Here is a 15,830-nt window from a genome sequence, read left to right as displayed (position 1 = left end):
TCAGCTTACGGGGGCGGCTTCGCGTGCGGCCGCGGCCCGATCGCCGATGCGCTGGCCGACGACGGCAGACACGCCGTCCTGTCGCATCGACACGCCGTACAGCGCGTCGGCGATCTCCATCGTGCGCTTCTGATGCGTGATGACGATCAATTGACTGCTCGAGCGCAGCTTCTCGAAGACCCCGAGGAGCCGCCCGAGGTTGGCGTCGTCGAGAGCGGCCTCGACCTCGTCGAGGATGTAGAACGGACTCGGCCGGGCCGTGAAGATCGACGTCAGGAAGGCGACGGCCGCGAGCGAGCGCTCCCCGCCCGACAGGAGCGAGAGCCGTTCGATCTTCTTCCCCACGGGGCGGACGGAGACCTCGATCCCCGTCGTCAGCGGGTGCTCCGGGTCGGTGAGAGAGATGCTCCCCGAGCCGCCAGGGAACAGGATGGGGAAGATCTCGGTGAACGCGGCGCGGGTGTCTTCGAAGGCGGCGACGAAGATCGTCTGCATCCGCTCGTCGAGCTCGGCGATGATCGTCTGCAGGTCCGCGCGCGTCTGTTGCAGATCGGCGAGCTGCTCGGTGAGAAACGCGTGGCGTTGCTCGAGAGCGGCGAACTCCTCGAGGGCGAGCGGATTGACGCGGCCGAGTTGGCCGAGCTTCCGCTCGGCGTCCTGCAGTCGGCGCTTCTGTCCGGCCCGGTCGAACGCGACGGCCTCGCCGTCCCCCTCCGCGGGAATGAGCTGGTCGGGGCCATATTCCGAGACCAGAATGTCTTCGTCGAGGGCGAACTCGGACTGCACGCGCTCCAGCAGGCTCGTGACATGCAGTCGCTTCTCGTGCATCTGGAGTTCGAGCCCGTGAACGCTCTCGGTCAGGCGCGCGAGCCGCTCCCGGACTTCGGACTCTTCGGCGCGCGCGCGGGAAAGATCCGCCGAGACCGCGGTGCGAGTCGCCTCCGCCGTGGCGAGCTCCACGCGGGCGTGGCTCACCGAGCGATCGACCGAGTCGAGGAGCGCGGGGAGCTGAGCCGCGACCTCCGCCGCAACCTCGCGCTGCGCACGCCGGATCACTGCCCGGCGCGCGGCTTCCTCGGCAGCCGCGCGTTCGCGCTCCCGCTGGTTCTCGAGCTGCACGATGCGCGCCTCGCCCGCGCGCACCCGCTCCTTCAGCGTCTCGATGTCGAGACGTGCGCGCATCTCCGTCTCGCGGGCCGCCTCGAGCTCGGCGACCATGCCGTCGCGCGCGGAAGCGTCGAGGATCGGTCGAGGGGCCTCGAGGGCTCGGGCCAGAGCGGCCTCGGCTGCGGCGGACGCATCCTCGGCCTCCGCGACCGCGGCTGAGGCCTGCGCGAGGCCCGCCTCCAGGCGCTCGCACTCCGCCACCGCAGCCTCGTGCCGCACGGTGACGCGATTGACCTTCTCGGCCTGCGCCGCCAGCGCGGCGTCGTGCGCGCGGAGCGTGGCGAGGGAGTCTTTCGTCCGCTGTCGCGCGTCGGAGAGCGCCCGTTGAGCATCGCTGAGCGCTTCCCGCAGCGAGTCCGCGACCACGACGATCTCGGCGAGCCGTTCCGCAGCGGCATCGCGCTCCGCGGCGAGTTCGAGCCTCGAACGCCCGGCGCCCGAACCTGCGCGCAGCGTGTGAACGGTCAGGACCTCGCCGGCACGCGTCACGAGGGTCGTACGGTCGTCGAGGGACGGAAGCGCCGACTGCGCGGCATCCAGGTCGTCGACGACGACGAACCGGGCCAGGATGCCGAGGATCCCCGGCGGTGCGGTCACCACGTCCACCGCTCGCACGCCCCCCGCCGGAACGCTCACCGCGGGCGCGTCGACCGATGCGTCGGCAAGGGCGATCTCGACCACGCCGAGGTCGTCGTCGGCGGCGACACGGGCCGTCGCGAACGCCGCGGCCGAATCGTCGACGAGCACACCCTCGGCGAGCGAGCCCAGAGCAGCCGCCACGGCCGCCTCGTAACCCGACGTCACCTTGACGCCGTCGCCCACCAGTCCACGTACCCCCGGCTGGCCCGAAGCGACGAGATCGGCGGCGGCATTGCGTACGTCCAGCGCGCGACCCAGTGCGGTGGTCTGCGCGGACAGGGCGTCGCGTTCGCGCTCCGCCGCGTGCAGGCGCTCCCGCAACTGCGCCACTGCCGCCTCCGCGTCGTTCGCATCGCGCTGAGCACGCTCGTAGGCCGCCGCATGCTCCGCAGAATCCGCTTCCGGCGCGATCGTCGGACCCAGAGCGGCGAGGGCCTCCTCGGCCTCCGCGCGACGGACCAGTGCCGCGTCCAGGGCGCGCTGTTGGCGCTCGACGCCCGCGAGCACGGCGTCCCTCGTCGAGGCGGCGGAGGCCGCCGCCCCGCGCAGCGCCGTGAGCTTCATGTCGTGCTCCGAGACGAGCGCGCTCTGTGCGGCGATGTCGACATCGAGGGCGTCGAGATCGGCGCGGGCCCGCGCCACCGCTCGGGCGGCATCCGAGGCGGCATCCTGCGCGTCGCCCAGACCGGCGGCGATGTCGTCGATCTCGCTCCGGACGTCATCGATCGCCGACTGCGACACGGTGGGCGAGAAGGCACCCGTGTCGCGGTCGTCGTCGGAGAGCAGGGCGAGGCGTTGCCCCGCGAGCGTGTACAACCCACGGAGCCGCTCCTGCACCTGCTCGAGCGAGAACGCCACGCGTCGGGCCTGATCGACCGCCTCGGATCGCTGCTCTTCCTCGAGTCGTTCCACGCGATGACGCAAGCCCTCCGCCTGCTCCTGCAGGACCAGACGCTCGGTGTGCCGTTCGGTCTCGGCCCGCGCCGCGTCCGCGAGCTGACTGCGCAGGCGCACCAGATCGTCGGCGAACAGGCGGGCCTTCGCGTCTCGCACGACGGCGGCGATCGTGGCCGCCTCTCGCGCGATCTCCGCCTGTTTCCCGAGCGGCTTCAACTGCCGGCGGAGCTCCCCGGCGAGATCGCCGAGACGAGTGAGGTTCGTCTCCATCGCCTCGAGCTTGCGGACGGTCTTCTCCTTGCGGCGGCGATGCTTGAGGATGCCCGCCGCCTCCTCGATGAAGCCCCGACGGTCCTCCGCGGTGGCTTGCAGCACCGTGTCGAGACGCCCCTGACCGATGATGACGTGCATCTCGCGACCGAGGCCCGAGTCGCTCAGCAGCTCCTGGACGTCGAGGAGGCGACTCGTCTGACCGTTGATCGCGTACTCGCTGGCCCCGGTACGGAACAGCGTGCGACTGATCGTCACCTCGCTGTAGTCGATCGGGAGGGCGCCGTCCGAGTTGTCGATCGTGAGCTGTACCTCGGCGCGCCCCAGCGGGCCCCGTGTCGAGGTGCCGGCGAAGATGACGTCCTCCATCTTGCCGCCGCGGAGTGTCTTCGCCCCCTGCTCCCCCATGACCCACGCGAGAGCGTCCACGACATTGGACTTGCCGGATCCGTTCGGACCGACGATGCAGGTCACACCGGGCTCGAGCGCGAACGTCGTCGACTGCGCGAACGACTTGAAGCCCTTGAGCGTCAAGCTTTTCAAGTGCATGTCGCCGCGCCTCCCGTCTGATCGTCGACGCCTCACGCTACCGGAGAACCCGCGGAATTCCGGGGCGGCGAGCCGCTCGCTCCGCGAAGACGCGCCCGGGATCCCGCGGAATCTGAGCGCGAGCTTGACATTCGCTGACAGCCTTCGCTAGCGTCGGGGGTCGCAACCGACGACGGAAGGAGGTCCTCCCATGATTCGCAACACCACCGGCTTCATCGCCACCGGCTTCACCGCCGCTCCCGTGCTGTCCGCACCCTTTGCCGGAGTGACCACCGCCGTCGGAATGCCCGTCTTCCTGGGCTGACCCCGTCGCGTCGAGACGCCCGTCGTCTCCGCTTCTCGCGCCGCATCCATCGGATGCCGAGCGTTCCGGATCATTCGATCCCTCGCGAGCACCGTTCGCCGTCTCCTTTCTTCATCTCTTCTCACCGGAGCCTCCGCATGAGCACTCTGCCCACGCGCGCGCCGCAGCACACCGCGGCCACGCCCACCGTTTCTCTTCCCACGATCGTCGACCGACCTGTCGGCCTCGTCGACCGTCTCACCCTGCGCCTCGGCCTGTGGCTGTTGACGCGCCACGCGGCTCGCGTGCACGTCATCGAGCTGCGCACGACGAGCGCGCACCGCGCTCGGGTGCAGTACGCCGAACGGAGCCAGCGTGAACGCGACTGGTACCGGACGGCGTCACTGATGCGTCCGACCATCTGAATGGTGTGCGCCGCCCCGCGCGGGCGGCGCACACCGTCCCATCCCCTCACGAAAGACACCTGATGACTTCGCTCCCCGACGGCGTCGAGTTCCGACGCCTGCACATCCCCGCCTCCATCCACGACGATGACGCCGCGGACTTCCGCGAAATGACCCGCGTGCGCAACCTCGTGTACGCCGAGATCTCGGGTCACGACGATCACTCCATGCCGGCGGACGAGCTTCTGCCGAACTTCCAGCCCGACCCCGCGCAGGTGCGTCTCTCATGGCTCGTTCTTCTCGACGGCGAGGCGGTGGGTCGTATCGGTCTCGACCTCCCCCAGGAAGACGGGGCTCGTTCGGGCTACTGGCTCGTCGAGCTTCTTCGATCGGTCTGGGGACGCGGCATCGGTCGCGCCGCCTACGCGCTCGTCGAACAGACCGCTCGAGAGCACGGTCGAACCGTGCTCCAGTCCTGGGCCGAACACCCCGCCGCCGACGGGCCTCACCTCGAGGCTCCCACCGGCTTCGGATCGGTGCCGCACGATCACATCGCGCGGTACTTCCTGGCATCCGGGCACACTCTGGAACAGGTCGAACGCAACAGCGCTCTCGACCTGACGACCGCGGAGCCCCGCCTTCGCGCGCTCCTCGCCGAAGCCGAGTCGGCCTCCGCCGGATACCGGGTCGTGCAGTGGGTCCTCCCGACCCCCGACGAGTTCGTCGACGGAATGGCTCTCATGAAGGAACGCATGGTGACCGACGCCCCGGCGGCGGGACTCGAGTTCGACGAGGAGAAGTGGGATGCCGATCGCGTACGCCGCTACGAGCGCACCTACCTCGATGCGGGACGTCTGCTGCTGATCACGGCCGCGCAACACATCGACAGCGGGGACCTCGTGGCCTTCAACGAACTCGCGATCGGCAAGGACCGCACGGCCACGACGTCTCAGCACGACACCCTCGTCGTGGGTACTCATCGCGGGCACCGCCTCGGCATGCTTGTGAAGTGCGCGGGTCTGCTCGCGTGGCGCGACATCGCGCCCGCCTCGCCGCGCGTGCTCACCTACAACGCGGAGGAGAACCGTCCGATGCTCTCGATCAACGAGGCGATCGGCTTCGTGCCGGTGGCTTACGAGGGGGCGTGGAAGAAGGTGCTCGACTGAGGTCAGTGGGTCACCGCAGGCGCTGGCAGTGCGGGCAGAAGTGGCTCGAGCGATTCATGAACGACACCCGCACGATGGGTCGGGCGCACCGGGGACACGGCTGACCGGTGCGCCCGTACGCGTTGAGCGAGTGCGCGAAGTAGCCGGCCTGCCCGTTCACGTTCACGTATTGCGCGTCGAAACTCGTTCCGCCCTCGGCCAGTGCCTTGTCGAGCACCGCGCGGACCTCGCCCAGCAGACGATTCACGGCCCGGGTCGGGAGGGCGGATGCCGAGGTCTCGGGGTGAATGCGCGCCGCCCACAGCGACTCATCGGCGTAGATATTTCCGATGCCGCTCGCGACGGTCTGGTCGAGCAGCACGCGCTTGATCCCCGAGGCCGTGCGCGCGAGTCGCGCCCGGAAGCGCCCGACGTCGAAAGCGGGGTCGAGAGGATCGCGCGCGATGTGCGCGACCTGCGTGGGCACGCGAGCGAGATTCGACCCCCGTCCGGCCGCCGCGCCGTCGGGCGTGTCGACGAGCTGGTCCACGGCCAGCGAACCGAACGTCCGCTGATCGGCGAACACGACCGAGAGCGGACCGTGGACGGGGTGCTCGAGCTCGATGCGGATGCGCTCGTGGCGCTCCTCGGGGGCACCCGGGACCCGGAGCAGCATCTGCCCGCTCATGCCCAGGTGCGTGACGATCGCCTCGTCGTCGGAGAACGGCATCCAGAGGAACTTGCCCCGCCGAACGGCGGCGTTCATCCGCTGCCCGGTGAGCGCCGCCTCGAAGTGCGCCGCTCCGCCGGTGTGACGGGTGAGCGCTCGCTCGTCGCGAACGTCGACCGACGCGATGAGCGCACCGGTGACGGCGGGTTCGAGACCGGCGCGGACGACCTCGACCTCGGGAAGCTCAGGCACGCGCGTCGAGCTCGCGCCAGGCCGTGAGCGCCGCGGCCATCTCGGCCTGCTTCTTGCTCGACCCGGTTCCCGTGGTCACCACGTCTCCGACTGTGACGGTCGCCGTGAAGCGCCGGTCGTGATCGGGGCCGGACGCCTCGACGGCGTAGGTGGGTGCGGGCAGCGAGAGGCGAGCCGCGATCTCTTGCAGGCTGGTCTTCGGGTCCATCGCCGCGCCGTACCGGGCCGGGTCGGCCATCAGGGGCTCGACGAGTCGCAGAACCATTGCGGTCGCGGCATCCGGACCGGCCGACAGATACGTCGCACCGATGAGCGCTTCCATCGTGTCGGCGAGGATCGAGTCCTTATCGTTGCCGCCGGTGAGGATCTCGCCCCGGCCGAGCCGGACGTGCTGGCCGAGACCGATACCGCGAGCGACCTCGGCGAGGGCGATCGTCGAGACGACGCCGGCGCGCCGCTTGGCGAGCTGGCCCTCGTCGAGATCCGGATGCCGCGTGAAGAGGCGCACGGTCACGGCCTGACCAAGCACGGAGTCACCGAGGAACTCGAGGCGCTCGTTGTGCGGGATGCCGCCGTTCTCGTAGGCGAACGAGCGATGTGTCAGCGCGAGCGAAAGAAGCTCGGGGTCGATGTCGACCCCGAGCTTCTCGGTGAGCGCTGAGCGCTCGACGTTGTTACGCGTCACGAATCGCCGATCAGACGTCGGCGACCTTGCGGCCCTTGTACTCGAGGAAGAGCTCAGTGCCCTGCGAGTCGGTGACGACCTTCGCCTGGTGGGGGCGGCTGTAGACGACCTTGCCGTTCTCGATGGTCTTGACGAGCGCGGGGGCTTCGGCCTTCCACTGCGCGCGACGCGAACGGGTGTTGGAGCGGGAGACCTTCCGCTTCGGGGGGTTACCTGCCATGTCTAGCTCTTCTCTGTCTTGGGGGCGGCGCGGAGCGCATCGCCGTCGTCTGGGGTGTACTGCTGGAGCGCAGCCCATCGAGGATCAACGGACGACTGCTCCGTGTCGCCGGGGCTTTCCGTCAGCTTCTCGCCCGTCACCGGGTCGAGCCCGAGGCAATCCGGCTGACACACCGGCTGGAACGGAAGCGACAGGACAATGGCATCCCGGACCAGATTTTCAAGATCCACGTGGTCGTCTTGAACGTCGAAGTCACTCGCTTCATCCCCAGGATACGCGAAAAGTTCCTGGAACTCGACTTCGACAGGCTCCTCGATGTCGATCAGGCAGCGTCCGCAGACCCCGGTGGCGGTGGTGTCGACGGTTCCCGACACGAGGATTCCCTCGTGGACCGACTCGAGACGCACCTCGAGCTCGAGCGGCTCCGCCTCGGGAACGGAGACGAGACCCTCGCCCCATTTCTCGGGCGCGGGGATCTCGAGGCTGTGCTCGCGCATCTCGCCCGGCTTGCGCTCGATGTCGCGCACGGGGAGCTGGAAAGGTCCGGGGCGGTGGGTTCTCACGGGGGTCCATGCTACCCGGGCGGCCCTGGGGAGGGGCCGGACGACGCGGCCGCGCACGTGCGGTCAGCGCCGGGGAGGCGCGGCCGGGCTTGTAGACGCGCGTCGCCCCCGGGGCACCGCGGCCGCGCGTCGGTGCGGTCGGAGCCGCAGACACACCCATAAACGCGATCCGCTCACAGAAACGCGTGCTGCACGTGTTTCCGTGAGTGAATCGCGTTTATGCGGGGGCGCTGAGCGCGTGCACGGCAGCTCGAGCCGTGAAGAGCCCCGCCGAGAACCGCGGCGGTCAGATCCCGCGCGCGCCGGTGTCGAGGAAGCGCGCGACAGCGGGAGGCACGTACGGCGACACGTCGCCCCCGAGACCGGCGACCTGGCGCACCAGAGAACTCGACACGAGCGCGTGAGAAGGGTCTGGGAGGAGGAAGACCGTCTCGACGTGCGCGAGATCCCGGTTCACGATCGCCATCGGCGTCTCGTAGGCGACATCGACCTGCGACCGGATGCCTTTGACCAGCACCTTCGCGCCGACCTCGGTCGCGTAGTCGACGAGGAGCCCCATGCTCCACGCCGCGACGACCACGTCGCCCTCGACACCCGCCTCGGCGATCGACTGCTCGAGCAGCGACTGTCGTTGGGCGATCGGCAGCATCGCTTCTTTGCCGGGATTGTGCACCACGAGAACGTGCAGCTGGTCGAAGAGACCGGCCGCGCGGCGGATCACGTCCAGGTGCCCCAGCGTGGGCGGGTCGAACGAGCCGGGAACAACGGCGATCCGGGGGTCCATGCCGCCAGCCTACCGACGGCCACGTGCTCAGGACTTCGCGAGCGCCGCACGTTCTTCGACGCCGAGACGACGCTCGAGCGCAGCCGCCAGCCCCGGATGCCGCTGCAGGGCCGGATCGTCGGCGAGAAGCCGCTCGCCCTCGGCGCGCGCCTCGGTGATGAGGTCGGCGTCGGTGACGACGCGCAGGAGACGCAGCGACGAACGCACGCCCGACTGCGCGCCGCCGAGCACGTCGCCCTCGCCGCGCAGTTCGAGGTCGACCTCGGCCAGCGCGAAGCCGTCGAGCGTCGCCGCCACCGCGTCGACCCGCGCGCGCGACGACGTGCCCGGCGCCGCCTCGGTGACGAGCAGGCACAGGCCGGGAAGACCGCCACGACCGACACGACCGCGCAGCTGGTGAAGCTGCGAGACACCGAAACGATCGGCCTCGAGGATGACCATCGTCGACGCATTGGGGACGTCGACACCGACCTCGATGACCGTGGTGGCGACGAGCACGTCGATGTCGCCGCGCGCGAACGCCTGCATCACGGCATCTTTCTCATCGGACGGCATCTTTCCGTGCAGGATCTCGACGCGGATGTCGGCGAAAGCCGGCAGGCGCGACAGCAGGGCCTCGACCTGGACGACGCCCCACCGCGTTCGGTTGGTCTCGTTCGGAGGGGCGGCTGCGGCACCGTCGGGCGCATCGGCCGGCTCGTCGGTCTTCTCGTCGGCCGTGAGCTGCTCGGCGTCGATCGCGGCACAGACGACGAAGGCCTGGCGTCCCTGCGCGACCTCCTCGGCCACGCGGTCCCACACGCGTGCAAACCAGCTCGGCTTCTCGGCGAGGGGCGCGACGAACGATTGGATACCGGCACGCCCGGCCGGCATCGTCCGGATCGTCGACACGTCGAGATCGCCGAACACCGTCATCGCGACGGTGCGGGGAATCGGCGTGGCCGTGAGCACCAGGGTGTGCGGAGAATCGCCCTTGGCGCGCAGGGCCTCTCGCTGGTCGACGCCGAAGCGGTGCTGCTCGTCGACCACGACGAACCCGAGGTCGGCGAACGTCGTCGTGGAGCTCAGGAGGGCGTGGGTGCCGACGACGATCCGCGCCTGACCGGATGCGACGCGCAGGGCGGCCTTACGCCGCTCCGCAGCGGGAAGCTGACCGGTCAGCAGCGTCGGCATCAGTTCGGGCGCGAGTTCGGGACCGAGCATGCGGGCTATCGAGCGCAGGTGCTGCGCGGCGAGCACCTCGGTCGGGGCGATCAGTGCCGACTGCCCGCCGGACTCGGCGACCTGCAGCATGGCGCGCAGGGCCACGAGGGTCTTGCCCGAGCCGACCTCGCCCTGCACGAGACGGTTCATGGGCCAGTCCCCCACCATGTCGGACTGGAGCTGGGCCCCCACGCTCTGCTGGTCGGGCGTGAGCTCGAACGGCAGGATGCGGTCGAAGCGTTCGAGGAGTCCGCCGGGATGCGCGGGGCGTTTTGTCGCCGAGAGCGCACGCACGAACTGACGCTGCTGCAGCAACGCCGTCTGCAGCACGAAGGCTTCCTGCATCCGCAGCGTCGCCACGGCGGGCGGGATGTCGTCGTCGTTCTCGGGACGGTGGATCTGCTCGAGCGCCGCGCGGGCGGGGAGCAGACCACGCCGCGCTCGCAGATCGGCGGGGAGGGGATCGTCGATGTCGCCGAGCGAGTCGAGGACGAGCGAGATCGTCTTCTGCACGAGGGGACTCGGCACGGTCGCCGTGGCGGGGTAGATCGGAATCGGGCGCTTCGCGCTGACCTCCGCCTCGGCACGCGCCTCGGCGATGTCGTCGAACAGCTCGTAGTCGGGATTCGTCAACTGCGTCTGGCGGCGATACTCGCCGACCTTGCCCGAGAAGATGCCGCGCCTGCCCGGGGTGAGGTCTTTGAGCCGCCACGGCTGGTTGAAGAACGTCAGCGACAGGCGACCGTCGCCGTCGCTGATCACGACTTCGAGCAGCGACCCCCGACGGTTCTGCATGCGCCGCTCGCTCGCGCTCACCACCTCGGCCACGATCGTGACCGGTTCGCCCAGGGGCAGAGTCGAGATGGGGGTCAGCTCACCGCGCCGCGCGTACCGCCGAGGGTAGTGCTCGAGGAGCTCGCCGACGGTCTTCACGCCGAAGGCGCGGTCGAACGCCGCCGCCGTCTTGCCGCCGATCGCTCCGTCGAGATGGGAGGCGAGCGACAGACCGGGCATGCGTCGAGTCTAGGGACGACCACCGACATCGTCGGCGGCTCCCGCTTCGCTCGGGCGAGCGACCGTAGGCTGGAAGGGTGACGCGCATCATCTCCGGCCGTGCCGGCGGCACAGTGCTCGAGGTCCCCGCGAAGGGCACACGCCCCACGAGCGACCGCGTGCGCGAGTCGCTCTTCGCGGCGCTCGAATCCGCCGACCTCCTCCGTGAGGCACGCGTCGCCGACCTGTACGCCGGCTCCGGAGCACTCGGACTCGAGAGCCTCAGCCGTGGGGCCGCCTCAGCCGATCTCGTCGAGCTGTCCGCTCCCGCCGCCGCCGTGATCCGCAAGAACGCGGATCGGCTGCGCACCGCGGGCGTCGAGGCCCCCGTGCGGGTGCATCGCGCGAACGTCACGACCTACCTCTCGGCATCCGGAGCCGAGTGGGACCTCGTGTTCATCGACCCGCCCTACGACGTGGGCGACGACGAGCTCACCCGCGTGCTGATCGCCCTCGCGCCACGGCTGAGTCCGGACGCCGCCGTCATCGTCGAGCGCGCGAAGCGTTCCCCCGCGCCGGACTGGGCCGCCGCCGGGCTCGAGCCCGAACGCGAGCGCACCTACGGCGACACGACGATGTGGTGGGGTCGACCGACCGCGTGAGGGCGTGGGCCGTCAACCGCGGCCGGCATCCCAGTCGCGGTACGGATCCCAGCCCGTACGACCCGCCCACGGCGACCCGTCCACGGTGATCGAGTGCTCCCCGCGCGTTTCGACCGTTCCGACACGGCGGCCGAGAGGAGCGGCCTCCGCGGAGAACGTCGCGAGGAACCCGTGGTCCTCTCCCCCGCCGAGGGCGAGCGCGGGGTCGTCGCCCAGAGCGGCGGAGTCGAACGCGATGGTCACGTCCGACGCATCCGCCAGGCGCGTCGCGTCAAGCGCGAGCCCGTCCGAGATGTCCATCATGGCGGTGGCACCCGCGTCCGCGGCACGCAGCGCGTCGGCGATCGGCGGTCGGGGGGCGAGCTGGCGCGACAGCGCGTGCGCGTCCCCCGCGGTGAGGCTCGCGCGCGCCTCAGGCGTCACGGCCACGGGAGTGCCATCGGCATCCGTGAACCGACGGAAGAGCAGGTCGATGCCCTTCGCGGCCGGTCCGAGTTCACCGATGACGTAGACGCCGTCGCCGACCCGCGCTCCCGAGCGGCGCACGGGCACGCGGCCGTCGAGCGAGCCGAGTGCCGTGACCGCGATCGTGAGGGTGTCCGAGACCGTGAGGTCGCCGCCCTCGACGGCGCAATCGGGCGCGAGCTCGGCGCACGCGTCGGCGAGCCCGTCGGCGAAGCCGCGGACGAACGACACCGGAGTCGCGTCGGGCATCGCGAGGGCCACGAGAAGAGCGATCGGCCGCGCACCCATCGCGGCGACGTCGGCGAGGTTCACGGCGGCCGCTTTGAAGCCGAGATCGTGCGCCGACGACCACGCGAGCCGGAAGTCGGGGCCGTGCACGAGCGTGTCGGTCGTCGCGACCACGCGCCCGTCCGGGACGGCCAGCACCGCGGCATCGTCGCCCGGCCCGACCGGTGCCGTCGACGGGGGAAGTCGGTCCAGGATGCCGCGGAGGATCTGCCCCTCGGAGAGCTCTCCCACGGTGATCTCACGGCTGGTCTCGGCGTCGGTCACTCCCCCACGCTATTAGCCTGGAGGGGTGCCCCGCTCTTCACGGACCCTCGCGTTGCTCGCCGCCCTCACGCTCCTGCCGGGGCTCGCGGCCTGCAGCACGAACGTCGCGATGGAGCCCGCGAAGCTCGCGAACGACCCGGCCTGCGCCAACGTCGAAGCGCGTCTGCCCAAGACGATCTCGGGACAGGAGCGGCGCTGGACCGACGCGCAGTCCACCGCGGCGTGGGGGAATCCGGCATCCATTCTCATGACCTGCGGTCTCGAGGCCCCCGCGCCGACGACGCTGCCGTGCCGGACGTCGGACGGCGTGGACTGGATCGTCGACGAATCCCGGGCGTCCGAGAACAAGTACACGCTCACCACGTACGGACGCGAGCCCGCGGTGCAGGTGTTCCTGGATCAGGGTGTCGCGAGCAGCGGTGACGTCGCCCAGGCCCTCGGCCCGCTCATCCGCGACAATCTCCCCGCGACCGGGGCGAAGTGCACGTCGCTGTCGGACGCGACGCCTGCACCCACCCCGACCCCGTAGCCACCCGCGGCCCGCGCGGTCGCCCGCCCGAGGGCGCGTCAGGCCTTCTCGAGCGCCGCGTCGAGCAGGTCGCTGATCAGGTCGGGGTAGCTCAGGCCGGAAGCGATCCAGCACGTCGGGAACATCGAGATCGGGGTGAACCCGGGCATGGTGTTCACCTCGTTCACGAAGAACTCCGTGCCGGTGTAGAAGAAGTCGACGCGCGCCAGGCCCTGGCCGCCGATGGCCTCGAACGCCTGCGCGGCGATGCGCTGCATCTCGGCGAGTTCGCCGTCGCGCAGGTCCGCCGGACAGACCAGGTCGACGCCCGGCGCATCGAGGTACTTGGCCTCGAAGTCGTAGAACTCCCGGCCCGTGACCACGATCTCGCCCGCCACCGACACCCGCACCGGTCCCCCATCGCGCCCGGGCAGGACGCCGCACTCGAGCTCGCGCCCGACGATCGCCTGCTCCACGAGCACGAGGCGGTCCTCGGCGAAGGCGGTGTCGAGGGCGGCATCCAGGTCTTCCCAGCGCGACACCTTGGTCACACCGACGCTGGAGCCGGCCTCATTGGGCTTGACGAAGACGGGCAGGTCGAGGGCGCGCATGCGGCGCTCCCACATCTGCCGGTCGTGAGCGAGGTCGGCCCGCGTGACAGCCACCCAGGGCACGACCGGCACGTGTGCGGCCCGCAGCACCTGTTTCGTCACGTGCTTGTTCATGCCGATCGCCGACATGAGCACGCCGCCGCCCGCGTACGGGATGTCGAGCAGTTCGAGAAGGCCCTGCACCGTTCCGTCTTCGCCGAAGCGACCGTGCAGGATCGGCAGCACGGCATCGACGTTCCCGAGCGACCGGGTGCCCTCGGCATCCGTCACGGTCCACTCCCTCGAGAGCGTCGAGTCGGGCAGCCTGACGCGCGTGCCGTTGTCGACAACCTCGGGCAGCGCCTCGGGGATGAGGGCGAACTTCGCCGGATCGTCGTCTTCGAGCACGAATGCCCCGTCGCGGGTGATGCCGACCGGGATCACCCGGAAGCGGTCACGATCGATCGCGCGAAGCACCCCGCCCGCCGTGGCGGAACTGATCGAATGCTCGCTGGAGCGCCCGCCGAAGAGCACCACCACCACCGGTTTGGTCATTTCGCGTCCTCTCGCCCTGCGGCTGGTCGTCGTCGGTCGTCAGGTGGGGCGCGATGTCCCGCGGGTCCATGGTGCCGTCGAGCACCATCTTCACCTGCTGCACGATGGGCATGTCGACACCGACCTGCTTCGCGAGCTGAAGAACGGGAGCGACGGATGCCAGGCCCTCGGCGGTCTGCTGCATCTGAGCGACCACCTCTTTGTATCCGTAGCCCTGGCCGAGCAGACGCCCCGCCGTGTTGTTGCGGCTGAGCGGGGACTGGCACGTCGCGATGAGGTCGCCGAGGCCCGCCAGGCCCTGCAGCGTCTCGGGCTGGGCTCCCTGCGCGACGGCGAAGTCGGTCATCTCGACGAGTCCGCGCGTGATGATCGAGGCCTTCGTGTTCTCGCCGTATCCGACGCCGTCGACGATGCCGATCGCCACCGCGATGAGGTTCTTCAGCACCCCGCCGAACTCGGTGCCGATGACGTCGGTGTTCACGAACGACCGGAAGTAGCGGTTGCGTGCGCGTCGAGCGACCGCCTCGGCCGTTTCGGGGCTCAGCGAGCTGATGACGGCCGCGGTCGGCTGCTCCCGTGCGATCTCGAGCGCGAGATTGGGCCCGGATGCCACGGCGATGCGCGCCGGGTCGCACGCGAGCACCTGCTCGATGACCTGGCTCATGCGCAGGCCGGTCGACTTCTCGACGCCCTTCATGAGCGAGACGATCGGCACGTCGGTGTGCTCGACGAACGGCTTGATCGCGGCGAGGTTCTCGCGCAGCGACTGGCTCGGCACCGAGAGGTAGATCTGCTCGGCGCCGCGGATCGCCTCGGCCAGGTCGGTGGTCGCCGTCATGGTGCGAGGCAGGTTGATGCCGGAGAGATAGCGACTGTTGCGCTTGGACTCGGTGATCTCGGCCGCCAGTTCGGGACGGCGTGCCCACATGACGACGGACGCCCCGCCGTCGGCGAGGATCTTCCCGAACGTCGTGCCCCAGCTTCCGGCGCCGATGACGGCGACCTTGGGACCGGCGACGGGCGCGGCGTTCTTACGACTCAAGGCGCCCCGTCTCGTTCTGCCCGTGCTGCGACGGGTTCCAGCGCTCCGCCGGAGCCGGAAGACCTCGGATGCCGGCGAGCATCTGCGAGATGCGTCCCATGAGCGCGTCGGTCGCGCTCGTGAGCACGGCTGGCGAGGTCGAGCCCGCGTACTCCGACAGATCCATCGCGGGGCCGAACTCCACGATCACGTGCGAGCGGCGGGGGAACTTGAGCTTGCCGTAGCGCGGGAGGATCTGCTGAACACCCCACTGCGCCATGGGGATGAGGGGAAGGTCGCCGGCGAGGGCGAGCCGGACGGCGCCCGTCTTGCCGCGCATCGGCCACAGGTCGGGGTCGCGCGTGAGCGTCCCCTCGGGGTAGACGATGACGCCGCGCCCGTCCGTGGCGATCTGCTGCGCGGCCTTCATGGACTGGTTCGCGCTCGTGGACGTCCGCGGCACGGGGACCATGCCGGTCGCCCGCAGCGCGGCACCCAGGACGGGGACCTTGAACAGGCTCTCCTTCGCCATGAACCGCGGCGCGCGACCGAGGCGCCACACGGCCACGGCGACGGTCACCGGGTCGAACTCCGAGTTGTGGTTCGGCGCGAGCACGTACGCGCCCTCGCGAGGAAGGTTCTCCGCACCGCGGATCTCGATCCGGGCGAAGAGACCCGTGACGGGGACGATGATCGCCGCGAGCGGCCAGAAGGCGCTCGGCCGGCTCTTCTCGGGGTTCGAGGCCACCGGCG

General features: G+C 70.2%; 15 protein-coding genes. 4 read left to right on the top strand and 11 right to left on the bottom strand.

What is annotated here, in order from left to right; translation table 11 throughout:
• Positions 1 to 3,522 carry a chromosome segregation protein SMC gene (gene smc / locus ACMW4R_RS12745; protein ID WP_418300092.1) on the bottom strand — a complete coding sequence of 1,174 codons (3,522 nt, stop codon included), beginning with the start codon at positions 3,520 to 3,522 and terminating at the stop codon, positions 1 to 3.
• Between the two features lie 441 nt (positions 3,523 to 3,963).
• Between smc and ACMW4R_RS12740 the strand changes: the two genes are divergently transcribed.
• Together ACMW4R_RS12740 and ACMW4R_RS12735 are read left to right on the top strand one after the other, a co-directional pair.
• Positions 3,964 to 4,230: a hypothetical protein gene (locus tag ACMW4R_RS12740; RefSeq protein WP_058596505.1), complete on the top strand. Its 267-nt coding sequence runs from the start codon at positions 3,964 to 3,966 to the stop codon at positions 4,228 to 4,230.
• Between the two features lie 62 nt (positions 4,231 to 4,292).
• Complete coding sequence (locus ACMW4R_RS12735; protein ID WP_418300091.1) at positions 4,293 to 5,375, top strand: GNAT family N-acetyltransferase; 1,083 nt, start codon at positions 4,293 to 4,295, stop codon at positions 5,373 to 5,375.
• A 10-nt stretch (positions 5,376 to 5,385) separates the two neighbouring features.
• On the opposite strand, the gene mutM is transcribed toward ACMW4R_RS12735, so the two are convergent.
• The 6 genes from mutM to ACMW4R_RS12705 form a co-directional block, all read right to left on the bottom strand.
• On the bottom strand, positions 5,386 to 6,276 hold the full coding sequence (gene mutM / locus ACMW4R_RS12730; protein ID WP_418300090.1) for a bifunctional DNA-formamidopyrimidine glycosylase/DNA-(apurinic or apyrimidinic site) lyase: 891 nt from the start codon (positions 6,274 to 6,276) through the stop codon (positions 5,386 to 5,388).
• Positions 6,269 to 6,961 (bottom strand): ribonuclease III, encoded by a 693-nt coding sequence (rnc, locus tag ACMW4R_RS12725; RefSeq protein ID WP_058614223.1) that lies wholly within the window; start codon positions 6,959 to 6,961, stop codon positions 6,269 to 6,271. The genes mutM and rnc overlap by 8 nt, the downstream gene beginning before the upstream one ends.
• A gap of 10 nt (positions 6,962 to 6,971) precedes the next feature.
• Entirely contained in the window at positions 6,972 to 7,181 is a 210-nt protein-coding gene (gene rpmF / locus ACMW4R_RS12720) for a 50S ribosomal protein L32 (protein WP_013586329.1), read from the bottom strand.
• 2 nt (positions 7,182 to 7,183) lie between these two features.
• Complete coding sequence (locus tag ACMW4R_RS12715; RefSeq protein ID WP_058596518.1) at positions 7,184 to 7,678, bottom strand: YceD family protein; 495 nt, start codon at positions 7,676 to 7,678, stop codon at positions 7,184 to 7,186.
• Between the two features lie 352 nt (positions 7,679 to 8,030).
• Positions 8,031 to 8,528, bottom strand: a complete 498-nt coding sequence (coaD, locus tag ACMW4R_RS12710) for a pantetheine-phosphate adenylyltransferase (RefSeq protein WP_058596501.1) — start codon at positions 8,526 to 8,528, stop codon at positions 8,031 to 8,033.
• Between the two features lie 27 nt (positions 8,529 to 8,555).
• Positions 8,556 to 10,745 carry an ATP-dependent DNA helicase RecG gene (locus ACMW4R_RS12705; RefSeq protein ID WP_418300089.1) on the bottom strand — a complete coding sequence of 730 codons (2,190 nt, stop codon included), beginning with the start codon at positions 10,743 to 10,745 and terminating at the stop codon, positions 8,556 to 8,558.
• Positions 10,746 to 10,822: 77 nt separating this feature from the next.
• Here ACMW4R_RS12705 and rsmD point away from each other — a divergent pair, with 77 nt between their 5' ends.
• Entirely contained in the window at positions 10,823 to 11,386 is a 564-nt protein-coding gene (rsmD, locus tag ACMW4R_RS12700) for a 16S rRNA (guanine(966)-N(2))-methyltransferase RsmD (RefSeq protein ID WP_058596499.1), read from the top strand.
• Between the two features lie 12 nt (positions 11,387 to 11,398).
• Here rsmD and thiL read toward each other — a convergent pair whose 3' ends face one another.
• A complete protein-coding gene (gene thiL / locus ACMW4R_RS12695) occupies positions 11,399 to 12,403 on the bottom strand; it encodes a thiamine-phosphate kinase (protein WP_418300088.1) in 1,005 nt (334 codons plus the stop codon).
• 25 nt (positions 12,404 to 12,428) lie between these two features.
• Here thiL and ACMW4R_RS12690 point away from each other — a divergent pair, with 25 nt between their 5' ends.
• Complete coding sequence (locus ACMW4R_RS12690; protein ID WP_058614226.1) at positions 12,429 to 12,932, top strand: DUF3515 family protein; 504 nt, start codon at positions 12,429 to 12,431, stop codon at positions 12,930 to 12,932.
• Positions 12,933 to 12,970: 38 nt separating this feature from the next.
• Here the strand turns inward: ACMW4R_RS12690 and ACMW4R_RS12685 are convergent, their stop codons facing one another.
• From ACMW4R_RS12685 to ACMW4R_RS12675, 3 genes are read right to left on the bottom strand one after another with little or no spacing between them, the layout of a single operon-like run.
• Positions 12,971 to 14,056, bottom strand: a complete 1,086-nt coding sequence (locus tag ACMW4R_RS12685) for a D-alanine--D-alanine ligase family protein (RefSeq protein WP_418300087.1) — start codon at positions 14,054 to 14,056, stop codon at positions 12,971 to 12,973.
• Complete coding sequence (locus ACMW4R_RS12680) at positions 13,956 to 15,098, bottom strand: NAD(P)H-dependent glycerol-3-phosphate dehydrogenase (protein WP_058595864.1); 1,143 nt, start codon at positions 15,096 to 15,098, stop codon at positions 13,956 to 13,958. The genes ACMW4R_RS12685 and ACMW4R_RS12680 overlap by 101 nt, the downstream gene beginning before the upstream one ends.
• On the bottom strand, positions 15,088 to 15,825 hold the full coding sequence (locus tag ACMW4R_RS12675) for a lysophospholipid acyltransferase family protein (protein ID WP_418300086.1): 738 nt from the start codon (positions 15,823 to 15,825) through the stop codon (positions 15,088 to 15,090). The genes ACMW4R_RS12680 and ACMW4R_RS12675 overlap by 11 nt, the downstream gene beginning before the upstream one ends.
• Positions 15,826 to 15,830 lie beyond the last annotated feature (5 nt).

Origin of the sequence: Microbacterium sp. S1037, assembly GCF_048381605.1 — a bacterium.
GTDB classification, from domain to species: domain Bacteria; phylum Actinomycetota; class Actinomycetes; order Actinomycetales; family Microbacteriaceae; genus Microbacterium; species Microbacterium testaceum_B.
Note: the sequence above shows the minus strand (reverse complement) of the source record. Positions and strands in the feature narration are given on the sequence as shown.